The organism is Streptomyces flavofungini (genome assembly GCF_030388665.1).
GTDB lineage: Bacteria > Actinomycetota > Actinomycetes > Streptomycetales > Streptomycetaceae > Streptomyces > Streptomyces flavofungini_A.
The window spans coordinates 3227075-3244674 of the sequence record NZ_CP128846.1 but is presented as its reverse complement, the minus strand read 5'-3'; the positions used below and the strand labels follow the sequence as shown (position 1 = coordinate 3244674).

Below are 17600 nucleotides of genomic sequence, written 5' to 3'. Positions count from 1 at the left end.
CCTCAACGGGCGAACACGGTCACGCCGTCCTCCGTGGCGTGCCGGGCCTCCAGCTCCTCCGCCTCGTGCGTGAGCGCGCTCCGGCGGACCAGGACGACGCCCGCGCCGAGCACCGCCGTGACGGCCGCGACCACGAACGGGACGTGGATGTCGCTCCACTCCTCGATCTTCGGCGCGAAGTAGGGGGCCGCGGCGGCGGCGAACCAGCGTACGAAGTTGTAGCCGGCGCTGGCCACGGGCCGCGGCGCGTCGGAGACGCCGAGGGCCAGCTCCGTGTAGACGGTGTTGTTCACGCCGATGAAGGCGCCGGACAGGATCGTGCAGACGACGGCGGCGGTGTGGCTGCCGTACCCGAGCACGAGGACGTCCGCGGCGAGCAGCACCAGGGAACCGCCGAGCACCTTCAGGGAGCCGAACCGCGCCTGGAGCCGGGGCGCGACGAGCACCGAGAACACCGCGAGCAGTACGCCCCACGCGAAGAACACCGCACCCGACTTGTACGGGGTCATGTTCAGGACGAACGGCGTGAACGCCAGGACCGTGAAGAACGTGTAGTTGTAGAAGAACGCGGACGCGGCCGCCGAGGCCAGGCCGCCGTGGCCGAGCGCCTTGAGCGGGTCGAGCAGCGAGGTCTTGCGCGCGGGCTTCGGCTGCTCCTTCAGGAACGCCGTGATGCAGAGGAAGCCGACGGCCATCAGGGCCGCGGTGCCGAAGAAGGGGTAGCGCCAGCTGGCGTCGCCGAGCAGGGCGCCGAGGAGCGGCCCGCACGCCATGCCGAGGCCGAGCGCGGACTCGTACAGCAGGATCGCCGCCGCGCTGCCCCCGGCGGCGGCGCCCACGATGACCGCGAGCGCGGTGGACACGAACAGCGCGTTGCCGAGGCCCCAGCCCGCCCGGAACCCGACGAGTTCGCCGACCGACCCCGACGTGCCCGCCAGTCCGGCGAACACCACGACCAGGGCGAGCCCGGCGAGCAGGGTCTTCTTGCCGCCGATGCGGCTGGAGACGAAGCCGGTCACCAGCATCGCGACGGCGGTGATCAGGAAGTACGAGGTGAACAGGAGCGAGACCTGGCTGGGCGTGGCGTCGAGGCCCTGGGCGATGGACGGCAGGATCGGGTCGACGAGGCCGATGCCCATGAACGCCACGACCGACGCGCCCGCCGTGGCCCACACCGCCTTCGGCTGCCGCAGCAGGCCGCCGGCCCCGGCGTCGAAGGGGTCCTCGTGTGCTCCGTCGGTGGGGGTGGTCATCCGCAGCTCCTTCGCGTGCTTCCGGACGTAGATCGTTGACGTATACACACAATAAGTTAGCCGAGCTAACTAATGCAAGCTACATCTAGTTTTGTCTGGTGGCGGGCCCGGGAAAGTAGCGGGGAGTGTCGTGGAGGCGGCCTCCGGACGGGTGATCGTCCTTGACGGGGCGCCGCCTGGGGAGGACTGTTGGGCGCTATGAGGGGCGAACCCAGTTGCCCGAAGTGTGGTGGCCGGGTCAGGGCTCCCGGCCTCTTTGCCGACTCCTGGCAGTGCGGTGTGCACGGCACGGTGCACCCGCTGCAGCCCGTGATCCCGCCCAGCGTCGAGGCCCTCCAGGTCGTGGTGCGCCGGGCGCACGTGCCCGTGTGGATGCCGTGGCCGCTGCCCGTCGGGTGGCTCTTCACCGGCGTGACCTGCGCGGGGGACGACCGCAGCGGCGGCCGGGCCACCGCCGTCGCCTGCTCCGGGCCCGCGCCGCTCGGTGGTGTCGGTGAACTCGTGCTCGTCGCCGAGGAGTTGGGGGTCGGTCTGGGGGCGCGGTACGCGGGCATCGACGGGCCGGACCCCGGGCCCTCCATGAGCGTCGGCAAGCCCGCCCAGGCCAAGGTGCTCGCCGCCGGGCGGCCCACGGCCATGTGGCACGTGCCGGGGGCGCCCGATGACCGGGCCGTGTTCGCGGGGGAGGCGCGGGGGCTCTGGCTCTGGGCCATCGCCTGGCCCGAGCAGTCCGGGCTCCTCATGTACGACGAGCTCGTCCTCACGGACCTGCGGGACGCCGGGGCCGAGGTCGATCTCCTGCCGTGCGGGGCGCTTTCGCCGCGGCTGCTGATGCCGTAGGGCGGTGCGCTGTCCTTCGGACCGGGGCGCCCCGGTCCCGCCCCTTTCCCGAAACCGGGGCTTCACCCCTGGGCCCCGGGGGCGGGTGTCCCGTTGCCCTGGGCCGGGGGCCCCTCGAATCGGCGCTTCGCGCCTCGTCCTCAAACGCCGGACGGGCTGAGAACTTCGCCGGGGCGGGCTGGAAAGGTACCGCGGGGCTGGGAGAGGTACCCGCGGGGCTGGGAATCGGTATCGCGGGCTGCGACAGGTGCCGCAGGGCTGATGGTGCCGGGCTGGTGCTCTGGTTGGGGCGGGTTGGAGCGGGTGGGTGAGAGAGAGCCCGTCCGGCGATCGAGGACGAGGCGCGGAGCGTCGATCGGCGGGGGCGGGGCCCAGGGCGTCGGAACGTTAGACTGGGGCGTCCCCCCGTCCGTCCCGAAAAGCGTGGAGCCCTGCGTGCGAATTGACCTGCACACCCACTCCACCGCATCCGACGGCACGGACACCCCCGCCGAACTGGTCCGCAACGCGGCCGCCGCCGGGCTCGACGTCGTCGCGCTGACCGACCACGACTCCACCCGCGGCCACGCCGAGGCGATCGCCGCGCTGCCGCCCGGCCTCACCCTCGTCACGGGCGCCGAGCTGTCGTGCCGCCTGGACGGCGTGGGGATGCACATGCTGGCGTACCTCTTCGACCCCGAGGAGCCGGACCTGGCCCGCGAACGCGAGCTCGTGCGCGACGACCGCGTGCCGCGCGCCAAGGCGATGGTCGGCAAACTCCAGGAGCTCGGCGTCCCCGTCACCTGGGAACAGGTCGCGCGCATCGCGGGCGACGGCTCCGTCGGCCGCCCGCACGTCGCGGAGGCCCTGGTCGAGCTGGGCGTCGTACCGGACGTCTCGGCCGCCTTCACGCCCGACTGGCTCGCCGACGGCGGCCGCGCCTACGCCGAGAAGCACGAGCTGGACCCCTTCGACGCGATACGCCTGGTGAAGGCCGCGGGCGGCGTCACCGTCTTCGCGCACCCCGCCGCCGCCCAGCGCGGCAAGGTGGTGCCCGAGTCGGCGATCGCCGAACTCGCCGCGGCCGGCCTCGACGGCATCGAGGTCGACCACCCGGAACAACTGGCGTACGCGCCCGAATCCGGCCCCAGGCTGCGCGGCCTCGCCGCCGACCTGGGCCTGCTCGTCACCGGGTCGAGCGACTACCACGGCACACGCAAGACATGCGTGCTCGGGGAGTACACCACCGACCCCGAGATCTACGGCGAGATCACGCGCCGGGCCACGGGAGCGTTCCCGGTGCCGGGCGCGGGCGGAGGCCCGTCGGCGTAACGCGCCACGCCCGCGCCGCGCGCCTCACCGTCCCCGTATCGCTCCACCACCACCGTCCGCGGCGCGCGCTGCCGTCGTCCGCGGGTACGCGTCCCCGGGCCACCGCCCGCTGTTCTGTACGACCCTCTTCTGCAAGGCCATCACTGTGTTCGACGCCGCCGTCTTCGGATCCCTCTTTCTCACCCTTTTTGTCATCATGGACCCCCCTGGGGTCACGCCGATCTTCCTCGCGCTGACCTCCGGCCGACCCGCCAAGGTCCAGAAGAAGATGGCCTTCCAGGCCGTGTGCGTGGCCTTCGGGGTCATCGCCGTCTTCGGCGTCGTCGGCCAGCAGATCCTCGACTATCTGCACGTCTCCACCCAGGCGCTGATGATCGCGGGCGGTCTGCTGCTGCTCCTGGTCGCGCTCGACCTGCTCACCGGCAAGACCGACGAGCCGCAGCAGACCAAGGACGTCAACGTCGCCCTGGTGCCGCTCGGCATGCCGCTGCTCGCGGGGCCCGGCGCGATCGTGCAGGTGATCCTGGCCGTGCAGCACGCCGACGGCATGGAGCAGGTCTCCGTGTGGGCGGCGATTCTGGCCATCCACGTGGTGCTGTTCGTGGCGATGCGCTTCTCGCTGCTGATCATCCGCGTCATCAAGGACGGCGGCGTGGTCCTGGTGACGCGGCTCGCCGGGATGATGCTGTCCGCGATCGCCGTGCAGCAGATCATCAACGGCGTCACGCAGGTGATCCGCGGCGGTTGAGCCGTGCGGGTGACCGCCACGTACGCACAGAGCCCTGTGCGGCACCGGACGCACCGGTGTCGTACAGGGCTCTGAAGTGTGTGATGAGGCCGTTCGGCGCCGTTACGAGGCCGAGGTGTCGGCCGGACGGATGTAGAGGCGCTGCCCTATGGCTGCGGCTTGCTGCACGATCCGGTTGACGGAGGCGGCGTCCACGACGGTCGTGTCCACGGCGGTGCCGTCGACGTCGTCGAGTCGCATGATTTCGAAGCGCATGGGCTTCTCCCTTCGTCTGGTGATCCTCCTGAAGGAGAACTGCTGGCTACGTAGGCTGCAACGGCTTGACTCCCTCAAACATTCCCTACGCTAAGGAAAATTTTCGCGAGGCTAATGAACGCCGTGTTTCGTCACTGTATCGCGGCTGGTTGTGTTCGCTGAGTGACAGCTACCGGTTGTGCCTGCCGAGTGACGGACGAAACAATGCGTTCCGTATGGACATGGACGAGACCATTGACGAGTTCGGCGAGAGCGCGGCCCGTGAGATCGGCGAGATCACCCTCAGGCTCGAACGCACCAACGGCCTTCTGGAGCGCATGCTCGCCGAGGTCGCGAAGACCCCGTCCACGCACGCGATCTTCGTCGACGCCGGTTATCTGTACGCCGCCGCCGGACGGCTCGCCGCGGGCACCGAGGACCGACGGGCCTTCGAGCTCGACGCGGAGGCGCTCATCGACGCGCTGATCGACAAGGCGCGCACGATCTTCGCTGACAGCAGGCTGCTGCGGGTGTACTGGTACGACGGCGCGAGACGCCGCATCCACACCTCCGAGCAGCAGTCGATCGCCGAGCTCCCCGACGTCAAGGTGCGCCTCGGCAACCTCAACGCCAACAACCAGCAGAAGGGCGTCGACTCGCTGATCCGCAGCGACCTGGAGTCCCTGGCGCGGCACCGCGCCATCAGCGACGCGGCGCTCATCGGCGGCGACGAGGACCTCGTTTCGGCGGTCGAGGCGGCGCAGGGGTACGGCGCCCGCGTGCACCTGTGGGGCATCGACGCGCCCGACGGCCGCAACCAGGCGGAGCCCCTGCTGTGGGAGGTCGACAGTCAACGCACCTTCGACGCGGACTTCTTCAAGCCGTTCGTGACCCGCCGCCCCGCCGTCCCGTACGAGGGCCCGCAGGCCGCGCCCCGGCCCTCGCGGGACGACGTGCGCTTCGTCGGCGCCCAGATCTCCGCGCGGTGGCTCTCGGCCCGCGGTCGCGAGGCACTGGTGGGCCTGCTGCCGGGGCACCCCTACCTGCCCGGGTCCGTCGACCAGGAACTCCTCGTCGAGGCGGAGCGGCTGCTCGACTACTCGCTGCGCGGCCAGTCCGACCTGCGGCGGGTGCTGCGGGACGGCTTCTGGGACCACTTGCAGAAGTGCTACTGACCGCGGAAGTGGTGCTGGGCTAGCGCGGGCTTTCGGCGGTGTGGCCGGGGGCCTGGTCGGCTGTCCGGTCCCAGAAGGCGGCCAGGGCTGCCGCCGTCGCCGCCGGTCGGTCGGTGTTGGGGGAGTGGTTCGCGCCGGTGACCACGGTGCGGTGGGCGCGCAGCCGCCTCGCCATCTCGTCGAGGAGCGGCACGGGCCAGGTGTCGTCGCTCTCGCCGGACATCACGTGCTTGGGCAGCGGTACGGCGGCGAGGTCGTCGACACGGTCGGGTTCGGCGCACAGCTGCCTGCCGGTGGCGATGAGCTGGGCCGGGTTGTTGCGCAGCCAACGGGCGCGCAGCGCCGCCGCGTCGGCGCCGCCGCCGTCCGCGCCCACGGCCACGTCCTCCACCGGGTCCAGGGCCTGGATCGCGTCCCACACCACGTCCATCGGGTGCGCCGCGACGGCGTCCGTGAGGAGCGTGGCGCGGGTGCGCTGGGACGGGGAGATGCGGGCCGGTCCCGATGCGACGAGGGTGAGTGAGGCGAAGGTGCCCGGGGGCGCGAGAAGGACGGCGGCGCGGGCCACCAGGCCGCCCAGGGAGTGGCCCATCAGGTGGGCCGGGCCCTCGTCCGCGGTGCGGACGGCTGCCGCCTGGGCCAGGACGTCCTGCGCCAACTCGGCCTGGGCGTAAGCGGATTCGTCGTCCGGGCCCGGGGACTCGTACTGGCCTCGGCCGTCGACGGCGACCGTGCGGTAGCCGGCCTCGGCGAGGGGCTGGAGCAGGGCGATGAAGTCCTCCTTGCTCCCCGTGTACCCCGGCAGGAGCAGGGCGGTGCCCTTGACCCGGCCGGTCGGGCGGGTGTCGAGCACGGCGAACTCGCCGCGCTCCGTCCGGAGGGGGTACGCGAGGGTGCCTTCGGGCGGGGTGAAGGTGGGGGGCCTACTCATGCCCCAGAGGCTACTGGCCCCTGGACCTTGGGCGGGGGCGCCCTTGCCTCGGTGCCTCGGTGCCTCGGTGCCTCGGTGCCTCGGTGCCTCGGTGCCGGGGGCCGAGGGGCCAGGGCCTGGGACGCGCCCTTCCCCCGCTGTGGGCACCTGGGCCGCCAGGTGAGACACGGCCGCGCCCGGGGGGCGGGTGGCCCCCGGGCGCGGTGGTGGGTGGCCGCCGGGGGCCACCCCGTGGACTAGCTGTCCGCGGCCTCAGCCGACTTGCGGGTGCGGCGGCGACGCGGCTTGGCCGGCGCCTCCTCCGCGGCAGCGGCGGGCGCGGCAGCAGCGGTCGGAGCTGAGGCTGCCGACGGGGCCGACGCGGACGCCGTGGCCGTCGCGGACGCCGCGGAGTCCGCCCCCGCACGCGTCCGGCGCCGCCGTCGCGGCGTACGCGGCGCGGCTTCCTCGGTCACGGTCGACGCAGCCGCAGGCTTCTCCGACGGCGCCGCCGACGGCGTGGCCTCGGCGTCGAGGGGCGCGCCCGCACGGGTGCGGCGACGACGGCGCGGCGTACGAGCGGGACGCTCGGCCTCCTCGGCCTGCGGGTGGCCGGCGGCACGCTCACCGCGGCGCGGGCCACCGCGGGAGCCGCGCGAGCCCCCGCCACGGGCCCCGGTCTCACCGAGGTCCTCGATCTCCTCGGCGTCGAGCCCGGCACGGGTGCGCTCGGCACGCGGAAGGACGCCCTTCGTGCCGACGGGGATGTGCAGCTCCTCGTACAGGTGCGGAGAGCTGGAGTACGTCTCGACCGGGTCGTTGAAGCCCAGGTCGAGCGCCTTGTTGATGAGCTGCCAGCGCGGGATGTCGTCCCAGTCGACGAGGGTGATCGCCGTGCCGGAGGCACCGGCGCGGCCGGTGCGGCCGATCCGGTGGAGGTAGGTCTTCTCGTCCTCGGGCGACTGGTAGTTGATGACGTGCGTGACGCCCTCGACGTCGATGCCGCGGGCGGCGACGTCGGTGCACACCAGAACGTCGACCTTGCCGTTGCGGAACGCGCGCAGCGCCTGCTCGCGGGCGCCCTGGCCGAGGTCGCCGTGGACCGCGCCGGAGGCGAAGCCGCGCCGCTCCAGCTGCTCGGCGATGTCCGCGGCCGTCCGCTTCGTACGGCAGAAGATCATCGCGAGCCCGCGGCCGTCGGCCTGCAGGATGCGGGAGACCATCTCCGGCTTGTCCATGGAGTGCGCGCGGTACACGAACTGCGTGGTGTTGGCGACGGTCGCGCCCTCGTCGTCCGGCGCGGTGGCGCGGATGTGCGTGGGCTGCAACATGTAGCGGCGGGCGAGGCCGATGACGGCGCCCGGCATCGTCGCGGAGAAGAGCATCGTCTGACGCTTCGCCGGAAGCATGTTGATGATCTTCTCGACGTCGGGCAGGAAGCCCAGGTCGAGCATCTCGTCGGCCTCGTCGAGGACGAGGCACTTGACGTGCTTCAGGTTCAGCTTGCGCTGTCCGGCGAGGTCGAGCAGGCGGCCGGGGGTGCCGACGACGACGTCGATGCCCTTCTTCAGGGCCTCGACCTGCGGTTCGTAGGCACGGCCGCCGTATATGGCGAGGACGCGGACGTTGCGCGCCTTGCCGGCGGTCAGCAGGTCGTTGGTGACCTGCTGGCACAGCTCGCGGGTGGGGACGACGACGAGGGCCTGCGGGGCCTCCGTCAGCTGCTCGGGCGTCGCGCGCCCGGCCTCGACGTCCGCGGGGACGGTCACACGCTCGAGGAGCGGCAGGCCGAAGCCCAGCGTCTTGCCGGTGCCGGTCTTGGCCTGGCCGATGACGTCGGTGCCGGAAAGGGCAACGGGGAGCGTCATCTCCTGGATGGGGAAGGGGTTGATGATGCCGACGGCTTCGAGGGCCTCGGCCGTCTCGGGAAGGATCCCGAGCTCTCGGAAAGTCGTAGTCAGGGCAGTGCCTCTTCTGTGAGACGCGGCGCGAGGCGAACGCTGGGGGTCGTGACCGTGCCGGGGACTGCCGGCCGCCTGCTGGAACGAGCCGGGCGAGCCGGATGGTACGGGACCACTGCCGACGCTCGAGCGCTCACACCGCTGAGGGGGTCCCTCCGCTTGCCGTACGCACGGTGCGTACGCCCTGGAGGGCTGTCTGGTCGGAGCCGATCGGGCCACCGACCGGGCATCCTCATTCATGCGGCCCGTCGAATTATTCGGCGGGCGCATTACCACTGTACCCCGGAATCTCGCATGCGTGTCCGGCGAATTCCTCACGTTGCTGTCGTCACAGTGGTTGACCAGGCCCTTACGCCATCCGGTGGGCGGGCTATTGTGCGCTTCATGGAGACGCCTGACACCGCCGCGCAGCCCCCCGAAGACAACGAGGACAAGGGATCCGCCGCCCCCACCGGGGTCGCCGCCCAGGACTGGAAGACAGCCTCCGCCGACCCGCAGTACCGCGCCGCCGTCGTGGACCTGCTCGGCGCGCTCGCCTACGGCGAGCTCGCGGCGTTCGAGCGGCTCGCGGAGGACGCGAAGCTGGCGCCGACCCTCGGCGACAAGGCGGAGCTGGCGAAGATGGCGTCGGCCGAGTTCCACCACTTCGAGCGGCTGCGGGACCGGCTCGCGGCGGTCGGCGAGGAGCCGACGGCGGCGATGGAGCCCTTCGTCGAGGCGCTCGACGGCTTCCACCGCCAGACGGCGCCGTCGGACTGGCTCGAAGGCCTGGTCAAGGCGTACGTCGGCGACTCCATCGCCAGTGACTTCTACCGCGAGGTGGCGGCGCGCCTCGACGGCGACACCCGCAGCCTGGTGCTCGGCGTCCTCGACGACACCGGCCACGCCAGCTTCGCCGTGGAGAAGGTGCGGGCCGCGATCGACGCCGACCCGCGCGTCGGCGGGCGGCTCGCGCTGTGGGCGCGGCGGCTGATGGGCGAGGCGCTCTCGCAGTCGCAGCGGGTCGTCGCGGACCGGGACGCCCTGTCGACGATGCTGGTCGGCGGGGTCGCGGACGGGTTCGACCTGGCGGAGGTCGGCCGGATGTTCTCGCGGATCACCGAGGCGCACACGAAGCGGATGGCGGCACTGGGTCTCGCCGCCTGACCCTCCTGCTCAGCCTCGCCGCCTGACCCTCCTGCTCCGTGGGTCCCGGCCTCTTCGGCTCGCGTCCCTGACGTCCGGCTCGCGGCTGCTGCCCGCCGGCTCCCGGGGCGTGGCCGGTGGCTCCGCTCCGCCGTCAGGCAGGGGCCTGGCGGCGGTGCAGGCGGCGGGTGGGGCGCAGCAGCAGGGACAGGAGCGCGGCCGACACGGCCAGGGCTCCGACCAGGGTCGCGGGGCTGCTCCCGGGGCCGAGGGCCATGTGCGTGATGAACGCGCCGATCAGCGCTCCGCCCACGCCGGTCGCGAGCACCAGGGCCCGTGCGGGCAGCCGGTGCGGCAGGCGGCGGGCCGTCGCCCAGGCGAGGGCCAGGCCGATCAGTGCGGAGCCGAGCGCTTCGAGGATCACGGTGTGTTCCCTCCCTTGTGGTCAGGTGCAAAACGGTCGTAGCCGGTCTTACCCCCGGCTGCCGGAACGCAACCCTCCATACCCACCGCGCACCGGAGTGCGATGCGGCGGTGAACTGGGCGCATCCGCCACGGAGTCGACGTCGACGACGGGCTCGACGCGCACGGTGGAGACGGCGAGGCACGACGCGCACGGCGGAGTCGGCGCACATGACGGAAGGGCCCGGAGGCGATCGCCTCCGGGCCCTTCCGTCGTCCTGCGTGCGGCCCTACAGGGCCCCGAAGCCCACCTTGCGCACGGTCGGCTCGCCGATCTCCACGTACGCGAGGCGGTCGGCAGGCACCAGGACCTTGCGGCCCTTGTCGTCCGCCAGAGTCAGCAGCTGGGCCTTGCCCGACAGGGCGTCGGCCACCGCGCTCTCGACCTCCTCGACGCTCTGACCGCTCTCCAGAACGATCTCGCGAGGCGCGTGCTGCACGCCGATCTTGACCTCCACGCTTTGTCCCTCCGACGGTCAGTGATGTGCGCGGTCGCCCGCGCCGTACCCAGCACAGATTAGCCCGGAGAGGGGACAGGATCGGTTCCGGCCGTGCACGCCAGGAGCGAACACAGCGACCGCGGGGGACGGGAACAGACGCGCGGTCAGTGACCCTCGGCGCCGTGCAGCGGGAAGCCCGCGATGCCGCGCCAGGCCAGCGAGGTGAGCAGCTGCACGGCCTTCTCGCGCGGGACGCCCCCGTCGCTGTGCAGCCAGTAGCGCGCGACGACCTGGGAGAGGCCGCCGAGCCCCGAGGCCAGGAGCATCGACTCGGCCTTGGAGAGGCCGGTGTCCTCCGCGATGACCTCGCAGATCGCCTCCGCGCACTCCAGGGTCACCTTGTCCACGCGCTCGCGGACCGCGGGCTCGTTCGTCAGGTCCGACTCGAAGACCAGGCGGAACGCGCCGCCGTCGTCCTCGACGTACCCGAAGTAGGCGTCCATCGTCGCGCCGACGCGCTGCTTGTTGTCCGTCGTCGACGCGAGCGCCGTGCGCACCGCCTGCAGCAGGTTCTCGCAGTGCTGGTCGAGCAGGGCCAGATAGAGGTCGAGCTTGCCGGGGAAGTGCTGGTAGAGCACCGGCTTGCTGACGCCTGCCCGCTCGGCGATGTCGTCCATGGCCGCCGCGTGGTACCCCTGGGCCACGAAGACCTCCTGGGCCGCGCCCAGGAGCTGGTTGCGTCGGGCACGGCGCGGCAGGCGTGTGCCCCGCGGGCGCGCCGCCTCGGTCTGCTCGATGGCTGTCACGCCGCCTCCCAAATTCGTCCTTGTGCTGCGGTGTGCGCCGCGACGCCATCGTACTTTTCGGTAACTGTGATGTGCGCGGTGCGAGCGCAGAATTTCACGGACTGGATGCCCTCAACAGCTCCGCGCACCTGTGCGTAGCAGGGCAAACACGGGCAGCTGTGTGTTTGTCGGCCGCCGCGGACCACGCGGATCAGCGGTAGTCGTCCTCGTCGAGGGACACCACGCGCGCCTGTTCGGCCACGTCGGCCTCATTGGCCGCGTCCGTGTCGACGTCCCGGAGGGAGTCGTCCCGCTCGGGGGTGAGGTCGGTGTGCTGCTCGGCGGAGTCGGCCTCCGGGGTCTCCGGGCTGCTCTCCTCGGCCGCGGGCTCCTCGGCTGTGAAGGTGTCGGGGTCGCTGGGGTCGACGCTCATGTGGACTCCTCGGCTCTCTTCCCTGGGGGGCTTCGCGGTGACTCTGTATCCCTGGGGCTCGCTGTCATGCCTCGCGAGCCTCTTTGTCTGCTTCCCGCTGGTTCCCTGTGCTTCACGCTGCTTCCCGCTGCTTCCCCCTGAGCCTAGGTAAGACCCCCACGGGCCGCTACGCGATCCGTACGGGACCTGTGATGCCGAACACGCGATCCCACGCGTGATCGTCTCGTAACATTGCCCGCATGTCTTCGACCGAGTTGCCGCCCGTGCTGGCCGCTGTCGCCGCCCCCAAGCCGGGCGCCGTCGCCGTCGCCGAGGGCGAGCGGCTCTCCTCGGTCGCCCTGCCCGGGCTCACTCTGAACGTGCGCTCGCGCCCGTCGGTGCGCCCCGGACTGCCGCCCGCGCTGTACGTGCACGGGCTCGGCGGGTCCTCGCAGAACTGGTCGGCGCTGATGCCGCTGCTCGAGGACGTCGTGGACTGCGAGGCCCTCGACCTGCCCGGCTTCGGGGACTCGCCGCCGCCGGACGACGGCGACTACTCGGTCACCGGGCACGCCCGCGCGGTCATCCGCCATCTGGACGCCGCCGGGCGCGGCCCCGTCCACCTGGTGGCCAATTCCCTGGGCGGCGCCGTGTCGACGCGCGTCGCCGCGGTCCGGCCGGACCTGGTGCGCACGCTCACGCTGATCTCGCCCGCGCTGCCGGAGCTGCGGGTGCAGCGCACGGCGATGCCGACGGGCCTGCTCGCCGTGCCCGGTGTCGCGGGCCTGTTCACGCGCCTCACCAAGGACTGGACGGCCGAGCAGCGGGTGCGCGGGGTGCTCGGGCTCTGTTACGGCGACCCGGGGCGGGTCACGCCCGAGGGATTCCGGGCGGCCGTGCGCGAGATGGAGCGGCGCCTCGCCCTGCCGTACTTCTGGGACGCGATGGCGCGGTCGGCCCGCGGCATCGTGAACGCCTACACCCTCGGCGGCCAGCACGGCCTGTGGCGGCAGGCCGAGCGGGTGCTCGCGCCGACCCTGCTCGTCTACGGCGGCCGGGACCTGCTCGTGTCGTACCGCGTGGCGCGCAAGGCGGCGGCCGCCTTCCGCGACTCCCGGCTGCTCACGCTGCCGGACGCGGGGCACGTGGCGATGATGGAGTATCCGGAGACCGTGGCCGCCGCGATTCGTGAACTTCTGGCCGATACCGGGGAGTTGGCCGGTCCGGATGAGTTGAGCGAGGCGCCTGGTGTGCGCGATGGTGGCCGTGTGAGTGACCATCGCGATTCGGGTTCGAGGAGCTGAGGCGCCGCGTGGGACGTCATAGCCGCCGCGGCCCGGCCGCCTCTTCGGACACCACGAGCACCTCCGGCATAGGGGGTACCACCCCCGGGCCCCAGCCGAACCGGACGCCCCCGTCGGCTCCGGCCGCCCCCGCGCAGGGCGGCGGCTCCGGCCGCCGCAGACGCGGTACGGCCCCCGAGGGCACGCCCGCGCACGGCATCCCGCTGCCCACACCGCCCTACGGCGACCCGGCGCACACCCCGGCCCACGGATTCCCGCAGCACACGCCCCCGCGCGGCGTCCCCCGCCAGACCCCTCCCGGCGGCGTCCCGCACGTGCGTGGCGGGCACCCCGAGCAGCGGGAGGCCGGGGGCGGCTGGGGCGAGGTCGCGGGCACGGGCGCCGGGCCCCGGGTGGGGGCCGGGTACGGCGTCGTGCCGCCGGGCGCGCGCACGCCCGGGCCCCGGCGCGACTACATGGACGCCTTCGACGACACCGGCGCGCACGGCGCCGTCGATGACCTCGACGACCCGGACCTCTTCACCGCCCGCGCGGTGCCGCCGCGGCGCACCCCGCCCCGCGACCCGTACGAGTCCGTGACGGTCTGGGAGTCCGACGGCTTCGACGACGGTGACGGCGGCGGCACCGACGCCGACCCGTACGGCGACGACGACGGCGAGCCCGACGCCCGTACCGGCAAGGGCCGCGAGAAGAACCGCGCCCGCACCGTCACCGGCATCGCCGCCGCGGCCGTCACCACCGTCCTCGCCGTCATCGTGGCCGGTCAGGTCGCCGACGGCGGCAGCGACGACAGCCAGCCCGCCCAGGGCGCGGACAAGGGCGCCGACAGCCGTGAAGGGCGCGACCCGGCGTCCCGCTCGGACAACCGGCCCACGCCGTCCAAGGACACGCAGCCCCGTCCGGCGACGTACGAGGAGAAAATGGGCAAGAAATACCCGCTGGACGCGAAACTCGCCGCGTCCGGGGAATTCGACGCCATCCGCGGATTCGACAAGGCACCGGGCAAGGGACGGAAATTCCGCTACCGCGTCGACGTCGAGAAGGGCATGGGCCTGGACGGCGCCCTGTTCGCGCAGGCCGTGCAGAAGACCCTGAACGACAAGCGGAGTTGGGCGCACGGCGGCGGCCGCACCTTCGAGCGGATCTCCTCCGGGAAACCCGACTTCGTCATCACGCTGGCCAGCCCTGTGACCACCGCGAAATGGTGCGCCAAATCCGGACTCGACACGCTGCAGCAGAATGTGTCCTGCGATTCCGCGGCCACCGAGCGCGTCATGATCAACGCCTATCGGTGGGCCCGCGGCGCCAAGACCTACGGCGACCGCATCCACCCGTACCGGCAGATGCTCATCAACCACGAGGTCGGCCACCGGCTCGGCTACGGCCACGTCGACTGCCGCCGCGACGGCGAACTGGCGCCGGTCATGCAGCAGCAGACCAAGTTCCTCGACCACGACGGAATCCGCTGCAAGGCCAACCCCTGGGCGTTCCCGGAGAGTTGAGCCGGCCCCGGCACCGGGACGGGGGACGAACCGGGCATCGCGTTGACTTTCCGCGCGACGTCGTCCATATTTCTCCGCATGTCGATCCGTCACGCCTCCGTGAGCGCCGCCCTTGAGCTGGCGCTGTTCGGCGTGACCGCGCTCTGCGTGGCCGACATTCACTGTCGCTGACGCCCGCCCCCGGCGAGTGCGTCGCTTCTGCTTCGTTTTTCCCGGCTCCGCCGCCTTTTCCCCTGCCGTGTGCCCCAACCGTCTACGGTCGGTGCGCACGGCGGTCCTCGGCAGGCCCGAAGCCGCGCTCGGCGTGCGTCGCCCTGGGTGGGCTCTCGCGAATCCTTGAATCTTTCTCTTTCGCTTTCCGAGAGGCACTCCGATGCGTCTGCGTCGTCAGAAGTCCGTCATATCCCGCCGGGTGGCCGTGGCATCCGCCAGCCTGGTCGTGCTCTCCGTGGGCGCCGCGGCCTGCGCGGGCCCGGAGGACAAGAACGAGGCGGGCGGCGGCGGCAAGCCGCAGCGGGGCGGCACGCTCACCGTCCTCAACAGCAACCCGCAGAGCGACTTCGACCCGGCGCGCCTGTACACCTCCGGCGGCGGCAACGTACCGAGCCTCGTCTTCCGCACCCTGACCACCCGCAACCGCGAGGACGGCGCCGAGGGCACCAAGGTCGTCCCCGACCTCGCCGAGAGCCTCGGCAAGCCGAGCAAGAACGCCACGGTGTGGACGTACAAGATCAAGAAGGGCGTGAAGTTCGAGGACGGCACGCCGGTCACCACCAAGGACATCAAGTACGGCATCGAGCGCTCCTTCGCCGCCGAACTGTCCGGCGGCGCGCCCTTCCTGCGGGACTGGCTCATCGGCGGCGACAAGTACCAGGGCCCCTACAAGGACAAGAAGGGCCTCGACTCCGTCGAGACGCCGGACGACCAGACGATCGTCTTCCGCCTCAACAAGCCCGTCGGCGACTTCGACTACGTGGCCACGCAGACGTCGTTCGCGCCCGTGCCGAAGGCCAAGGACAAGGGCACCGAGTACGAGGAGCACCCGGTCTCCACCGGCCCCTACAAGGTCGTCAAGAACAGCGGCGACGGCGAGCGGCTCCAGCTGGAGCGCAACCCGCACTGGTCGGCGAAGACCGACGCCGAGCGCAAGGCCTACCCCGACAAGATCGACGTGCGCTCCGGCCTCAACTCCTCCGTCATCAACCAGCGGCTCTCCGCGAGCCAGGGCGCCGACGCCGCCGCGATCACCACCGACACCAACCTCGGACCCGCCGAGCTCGCCAAGGTCACCGGCGACAAGAAGCTCGCCGCGCAGGTCGGCACCGGCCACTTCGGCTACACCAACTACCTCGCCTTCAACCCGAAGGTGAAGCCGTTCGACGACCCCAAGGTCCGCCAGGCCATCGCCTACGCCGTCGACCGCACCTCGGTCATCAACGCCGCCGGCGGCTCCTCGCTCGCCGAGCCCGCCACCACCTTCCTGCCGAACCAGGAGTCCTTCGGATACACGAAGTTCGACCACTTCCCGGCAGGCGCGTCCGGCAACGCGGAGAAGGCCAAGGAGCTCCTGAAGGCGGCCGGCCACAAGGACGGCCTGACCATCACGCTCACGCACTCCAACGACAAGAACTTCGAGACCAGCCCGGAGATCGCGACCGCGATCCAGGACGCCCTGAAGAAGGCCGGCATCACCGTCAAGCTCCAGGGCCTGGAGGACAACGACTACGAGGACAAGGTCCACGACGCCAAGGACGAGCCCGGCCTGTTCCTCGCCCACTGGGGTGCCGACTGGCCCTCCGGCGGCCCCTTCCTCGCCCCGATCTTCGACGGCCGCCAGATCGTCGAGGACGGCTACAACTTCAACTCCAGCTTCCTGGACGACAAGTCGGTCAACAAGGAGATCGACGAGATCAACAAGCTGACCGACCACGCCGCCGCCGCGAAGCGCTGGGGCGCCCTCGACAAGAAGATCGGCGCCAAGGCCCTGAACGTGCCGCTGTTCCACCCCGTCTACAAGCGCCTGTACGGCAAGGACGTCAAGAACGTCGTGATCAGTGACTGGACGGGCGTCCTCGACGTCTCCCAGGTCGCGGTCAAGTAGCACGGCACCGAAGCACGGATTCAGGTCGATCTGTCATGAGTGAGGCCCTGTTGGCCTCGGAGACCCCGGGGGCGGGTGCCACCACGGCGCCCGTCCCCGCCTCCGGAGCCCGTCAGTTCTGGCGGCGGCTGCGCACGCAGCGCGCCGCCCTCGTCGCGGCGGCCGCCGTCGCGCTGCTCGTCCTGGTCGCGCTCGCCGCGCCCCTGCTCACCGCCCTGGAGGGCCAGGACCCCACCTCGTACCACCCCGGTCTCGTCGACTCCGCGCGCGGCGGCGTGCCCGTCGGCTCGTTCGGCGGCATCAGCGCCGACCACTGGCTCGGCGTCGAACCGCAGACCGGCCGCGACCTGTTCGCCCGGCTCGTGTACGGCGCCCGGGTGTCCCTCGGCGTCGCCGTCGTCGCCACGGTCCTCCAGGTCGCCATCGGCATCGCCGTCGGGCTCGCCAGCGGCCTCGGCGGGCGCTGGCTCGACCAGACGCTCAGCCGCGCCACCGACGTCATGGTGGCGCTGCCCCTGATGGTCCTCGCGCTCGCGCTGCTCGCCGTCGTGCCGAGCGGCTTCCCGCGGCCGGTGCTCGTCGCGCTGGTCATCGGGTTCGTGGGCTGGGGCGGGATCGCGAAGGTCGTGCGGGCCAAGACCATCTCGCTGAAGTCCCTCGACCACGTGGCGGCGGCCCGGCTCAGCGGCTGGAGCGGCGCCCGGATCGCCCGCCGCGAGCTGCTGCCCGCGCTCGCCGCGCCCGTCATCACGTACGCCGCGCTGCTCGTCCCCACGAACATCACCGTCGAGGCGGCCCTGTCCTTCCTCGGCGTCGGCGTCAAGCCGCCCACCGCCTCCTGGGGACAGATGCTGACCTCGGCCGACGTCTGGTACCAGGCGGCCCCGCAGTACCTGCTGCTGCCCGCCGCCGCGCTGTTCGTGACCGTGCTCGCGCTGACCGTCCTCGGCGACGGAGTGCGCACGGCCCTCGACCCGCGGGCGGCATCGCGGCTGCGGATCGGCACCGGCCGGAAGCGGGAGGACGCGTCGTGACCG

General features: G+C 72.0%; 18 protein-coding genes. 10 read left to right on the top strand and 8 right to left on the bottom strand.

Annotated features, from left to right (window positions below):
• Positions 1-2 precede the first annotated feature (2 nt).
• Positions 3-1253, bottom strand: coding sequence for an MFS transporter (locus QUY26_RS12910; RefSeq protein ID WP_289946167.1), 1251 nt, complete (start codon positions 1251-1253; stop codon positions 3-5).
• 198 nt (positions 1254-1451) lie between these two features.
• Between QUY26_RS12910 and QUY26_RS12905 the strand changes: the two genes are divergently transcribed.
• The 3 genes from QUY26_RS12905 (at position 1452) to QUY26_RS12895 (ending at position 4152) form a co-directional block, all read left to right on the top strand.
• On the top strand, positions 1452-2093 hold the full coding sequence (locus QUY26_RS12905; RefSeq protein WP_289946165.1) for a DUF6758 family protein: 642 nt from the start codon (positions 1452-1454) through the stop codon (positions 2091-2093).
• A 435-nt stretch (positions 2094-2528) separates the two neighbouring features.
• Positions 2529-3404 carry a PHP domain-containing protein gene (locus tag QUY26_RS12900; protein WP_289946162.1) on the top strand — a complete coding sequence of 292 codons (876 nt, stop codon included), beginning with the start codon at positions 2529-2531 and terminating at the stop codon, positions 3402-3404.
• 145 nt (positions 3405-3549) lie between these two features.
• Complete coding sequence (locus QUY26_RS12895) at positions 3550-4152, top strand: MarC family protein (protein WP_289946161.1); 603 nt, start codon at positions 3550-3552, stop codon at positions 4150-4152.
• A gap of 102 nt (positions 4153-4254) precedes the next feature.
• On the opposite strand, the gene QUY26_RS12890 is transcribed toward QUY26_RS12895, so the two are convergent.
• The gene (locus QUY26_RS12890; protein ID WP_204328007.1) at positions 4255-4407 is read right to left on the bottom strand and encodes a hypothetical protein; all 153 of its coding nucleotides are present in this window, start codon (positions 4405-4407) and stop codon (positions 4255-4257) included.
• A 215-nt stretch (positions 4408-4622) separates the two neighbouring features.
• Between QUY26_RS12890 and QUY26_RS12885 the strand changes: the two genes are divergently transcribed.
• On the top strand, positions 4623-5561 hold the full coding sequence (locus tag QUY26_RS12885; protein WP_289946156.1) for an NYN domain-containing protein: 939 nt from the start codon (positions 4623-4625) through the stop codon (positions 5559-5561).
• A gap of 19 nt (positions 5562-5580) precedes the next feature.
• Here QUY26_RS12885 and QUY26_RS12880 read toward each other — a convergent pair whose 3' ends face one another.
• Positions 5581-6492 (bottom strand): alpha/beta fold hydrolase, encoded by a 912-nt coding sequence (locus tag QUY26_RS12880; RefSeq protein WP_289946153.1) that lies wholly within the window; start codon positions 6490-6492, stop codon positions 5581-5583.
• Positions 6493-6728: 236 nt separating this feature from the next.
• Positions 6729-8339 (bottom strand): DEAD/DEAH box helicase, encoded by a 1611-nt coding sequence (locus QUY26_RS12875; protein ID WP_436840314.1) that lies wholly within the window; start codon positions 8337-8339, stop codon positions 6729-6731.
• 477 nt (positions 8340-8816) lie between these two features.
• On the opposite strand from QUY26_RS12875, the gene QUY26_RS12870 reads away from it, so the two are divergent.
• Entirely contained in the window at positions 8817-9578 is a 762-nt protein-coding gene (locus tag QUY26_RS12870) for a ferritin-like fold-containing protein (protein ID WP_436840313.1), read from the top strand.
• 133 nt (positions 9579-9711) lie between these two features.
• On the opposite strand, the gene QUY26_RS12865 is transcribed toward QUY26_RS12870, so the two are convergent.
• The 4 genes from QUY26_RS12865 to QUY26_RS12850 all read right to left on the bottom strand — a co-directional run bounded on the left by QUY26_RS12865 (position 9712) and on the right by QUY26_RS12850 (position 11677).
• Positions 9712-9981, bottom strand: a complete 270-nt coding sequence (locus tag QUY26_RS12865; RefSeq protein ID WP_289946150.1) for a hypothetical protein — start codon at positions 9979-9981, stop codon at positions 9712-9714.
• Between the two features lie 268 nt (positions 9982-10249).
• A complete protein-coding gene (locus QUY26_RS12860) occupies positions 10250-10477 on the bottom strand; it encodes a DUF3107 domain-containing protein (protein ID WP_030359794.1) in 228 nt (75 codons plus the stop codon).
• Positions 10478-10623: 146 nt separating this feature from the next.
• A complete protein-coding gene (locus QUY26_RS12855; RefSeq protein ID WP_289946147.1) occupies positions 10624-11265 on the bottom strand; it encodes a TetR/AcrR family transcriptional regulator in 642 nt (213 codons plus the stop codon).
• A gap of 190 nt (positions 11266-11455) precedes the next feature.
• Positions 11456-11677 (bottom strand): hypothetical protein, encoded by a 222-nt coding sequence (locus QUY26_RS12850; RefSeq protein ID WP_289946145.1) that lies wholly within the window; start codon positions 11675-11677, stop codon positions 11456-11458.
• A gap of 239 nt (positions 11678-11916) precedes the next feature.
• Between QUY26_RS12850 and QUY26_RS12845 the strand changes: the two genes are divergently transcribed.
• From QUY26_RS12845 to QUY26_RS12830, 5 genes are all read left to right on the top strand, one after another.
• Positions 11917-12960, top strand: a complete 1044-nt coding sequence (locus tag QUY26_RS12845) for an alpha/beta fold hydrolase (RefSeq protein ID WP_289946143.1) — start codon at positions 11917-11919, stop codon at positions 12958-12960.
• A gap of 8 nt (positions 12961-12968) precedes the next feature.
• Positions 12969-14462, top strand: a complete 1494-nt coding sequence (locus tag QUY26_RS12840) for a DUF3152 domain-containing protein (RefSeq protein WP_289946140.1) — start codon at positions 12969-12971, stop codon at positions 14460-14462.
• A 78-nt stretch (positions 14463-14540) separates the two neighbouring features.
• A complete protein-coding gene (locus tag QUY26_RS40925; protein WP_335756093.1) occupies positions 14541-14633 on the top strand; it encodes an Ms4533A family Cys-rich leader peptide in 93 nt (30 codons plus the stop codon).
• A 202-nt stretch (positions 14634-14835) separates the two neighbouring features.
• Positions 14836-16563 (top strand): ABC transporter substrate-binding protein, encoded by a 1728-nt coding sequence (locus QUY26_RS12835; RefSeq protein WP_289946137.1) that lies wholly within the window; start codon positions 14836-14838, stop codon positions 16561-16563.
• A 35-nt stretch (positions 16564-16598) separates the two neighbouring features.
• A complete protein-coding gene (locus QUY26_RS12830; protein WP_289946135.1) occupies positions 16599-17597 on the top strand; it encodes an ABC transporter permease in 999 nt (332 codons plus the stop codon).
• Positions 17598-17600 lie beyond the last annotated feature (3 nt).

Excerpts from the sequence above, each read along its gene's own strand:
- QUY26_RS12910 (WP_289946167.1), bottom strand. The coding sequence starts at position 1,253 with ATGACCACCCCCACCGACGGAGCACACGAGGACCCCTTCGACGCCGGG.
- QUY26_RS12905 (WP_289946165.1), top strand. The coding sequence starts at position 1,452 with ATGAGGGGCGAACCCAGTTGCCCGAAGTGTGGTGGCCGGGTCAGGGCT.
- QUY26_RS12890 (WP_204328007.1), bottom strand. The coding sequence starts at position 4,407 with ATGCGCTTCGAAATCATGCGACTCGACGACGTCGACGGCACCGCCGTG.
- QUY26_RS12885 (WP_289946156.1), top strand. The coding sequence starts at position 4,623 with ATGGACATGGACGAGACCATTGACGAGTTCGGCGAGAGCGCGGCCCGT.
- QUY26_RS12880 (WP_289946153.1), bottom strand. The coding sequence starts at position 6,492 with ATGAGTAGGCCCCCCACCTTCACCCCGCCCGAAGGCACCCTCGCGTAC.
- QUY26_RS12875 (WP_436840314.1), bottom strand. The coding sequence starts at position 8,339 with ATGACGCTCCCCGTTGCCCTTTCCGGCACCGACGTCATCGGCCAGGCC.
- QUY26_RS12870 (WP_436840313.1), top strand. The coding sequence starts at position 8,817 with ATGGAGACGCCTGACACCGCCGCGCAGCCCCCCGAAGACAACGAGGAC.
- QUY26_RS12850 (WP_289946145.1), bottom strand. The coding sequence starts at position 11,677 with ATGAGCGTCGACCCCAGCGACCCCGACACCTTCACAGCCGAGGAGCCC.
- QUY26_RS12845 (WP_289946143.1), top strand. The coding sequence starts at position 11,917 with ATGTCTTCGACCGAGTTGCCGCCCGTGCTGGCCGCTGTCGCCGCCCCC.
- QUY26_RS40925 (WP_335756093.1), top strand. The coding sequence starts at position 14,541 with ATGTCGATCCGTCACGCCTCCGTGAGCGCCGCCCTTGAGCTGGCGCTG.
- QUY26_RS12835 (WP_289946137.1), top strand. The coding sequence starts at position 14,836 with ATGCGTCTGCGTCGTCAGAAGTCCGTCATATCCCGCCGGGTGGCCGTG.
- QUY26_RS12830 (WP_289946135.1), top strand. The coding sequence starts at position 16,599 with ATGAGTGAGGCCCTGTTGGCCTCGGAGACCCCGGGGGCGGGTGCCACC.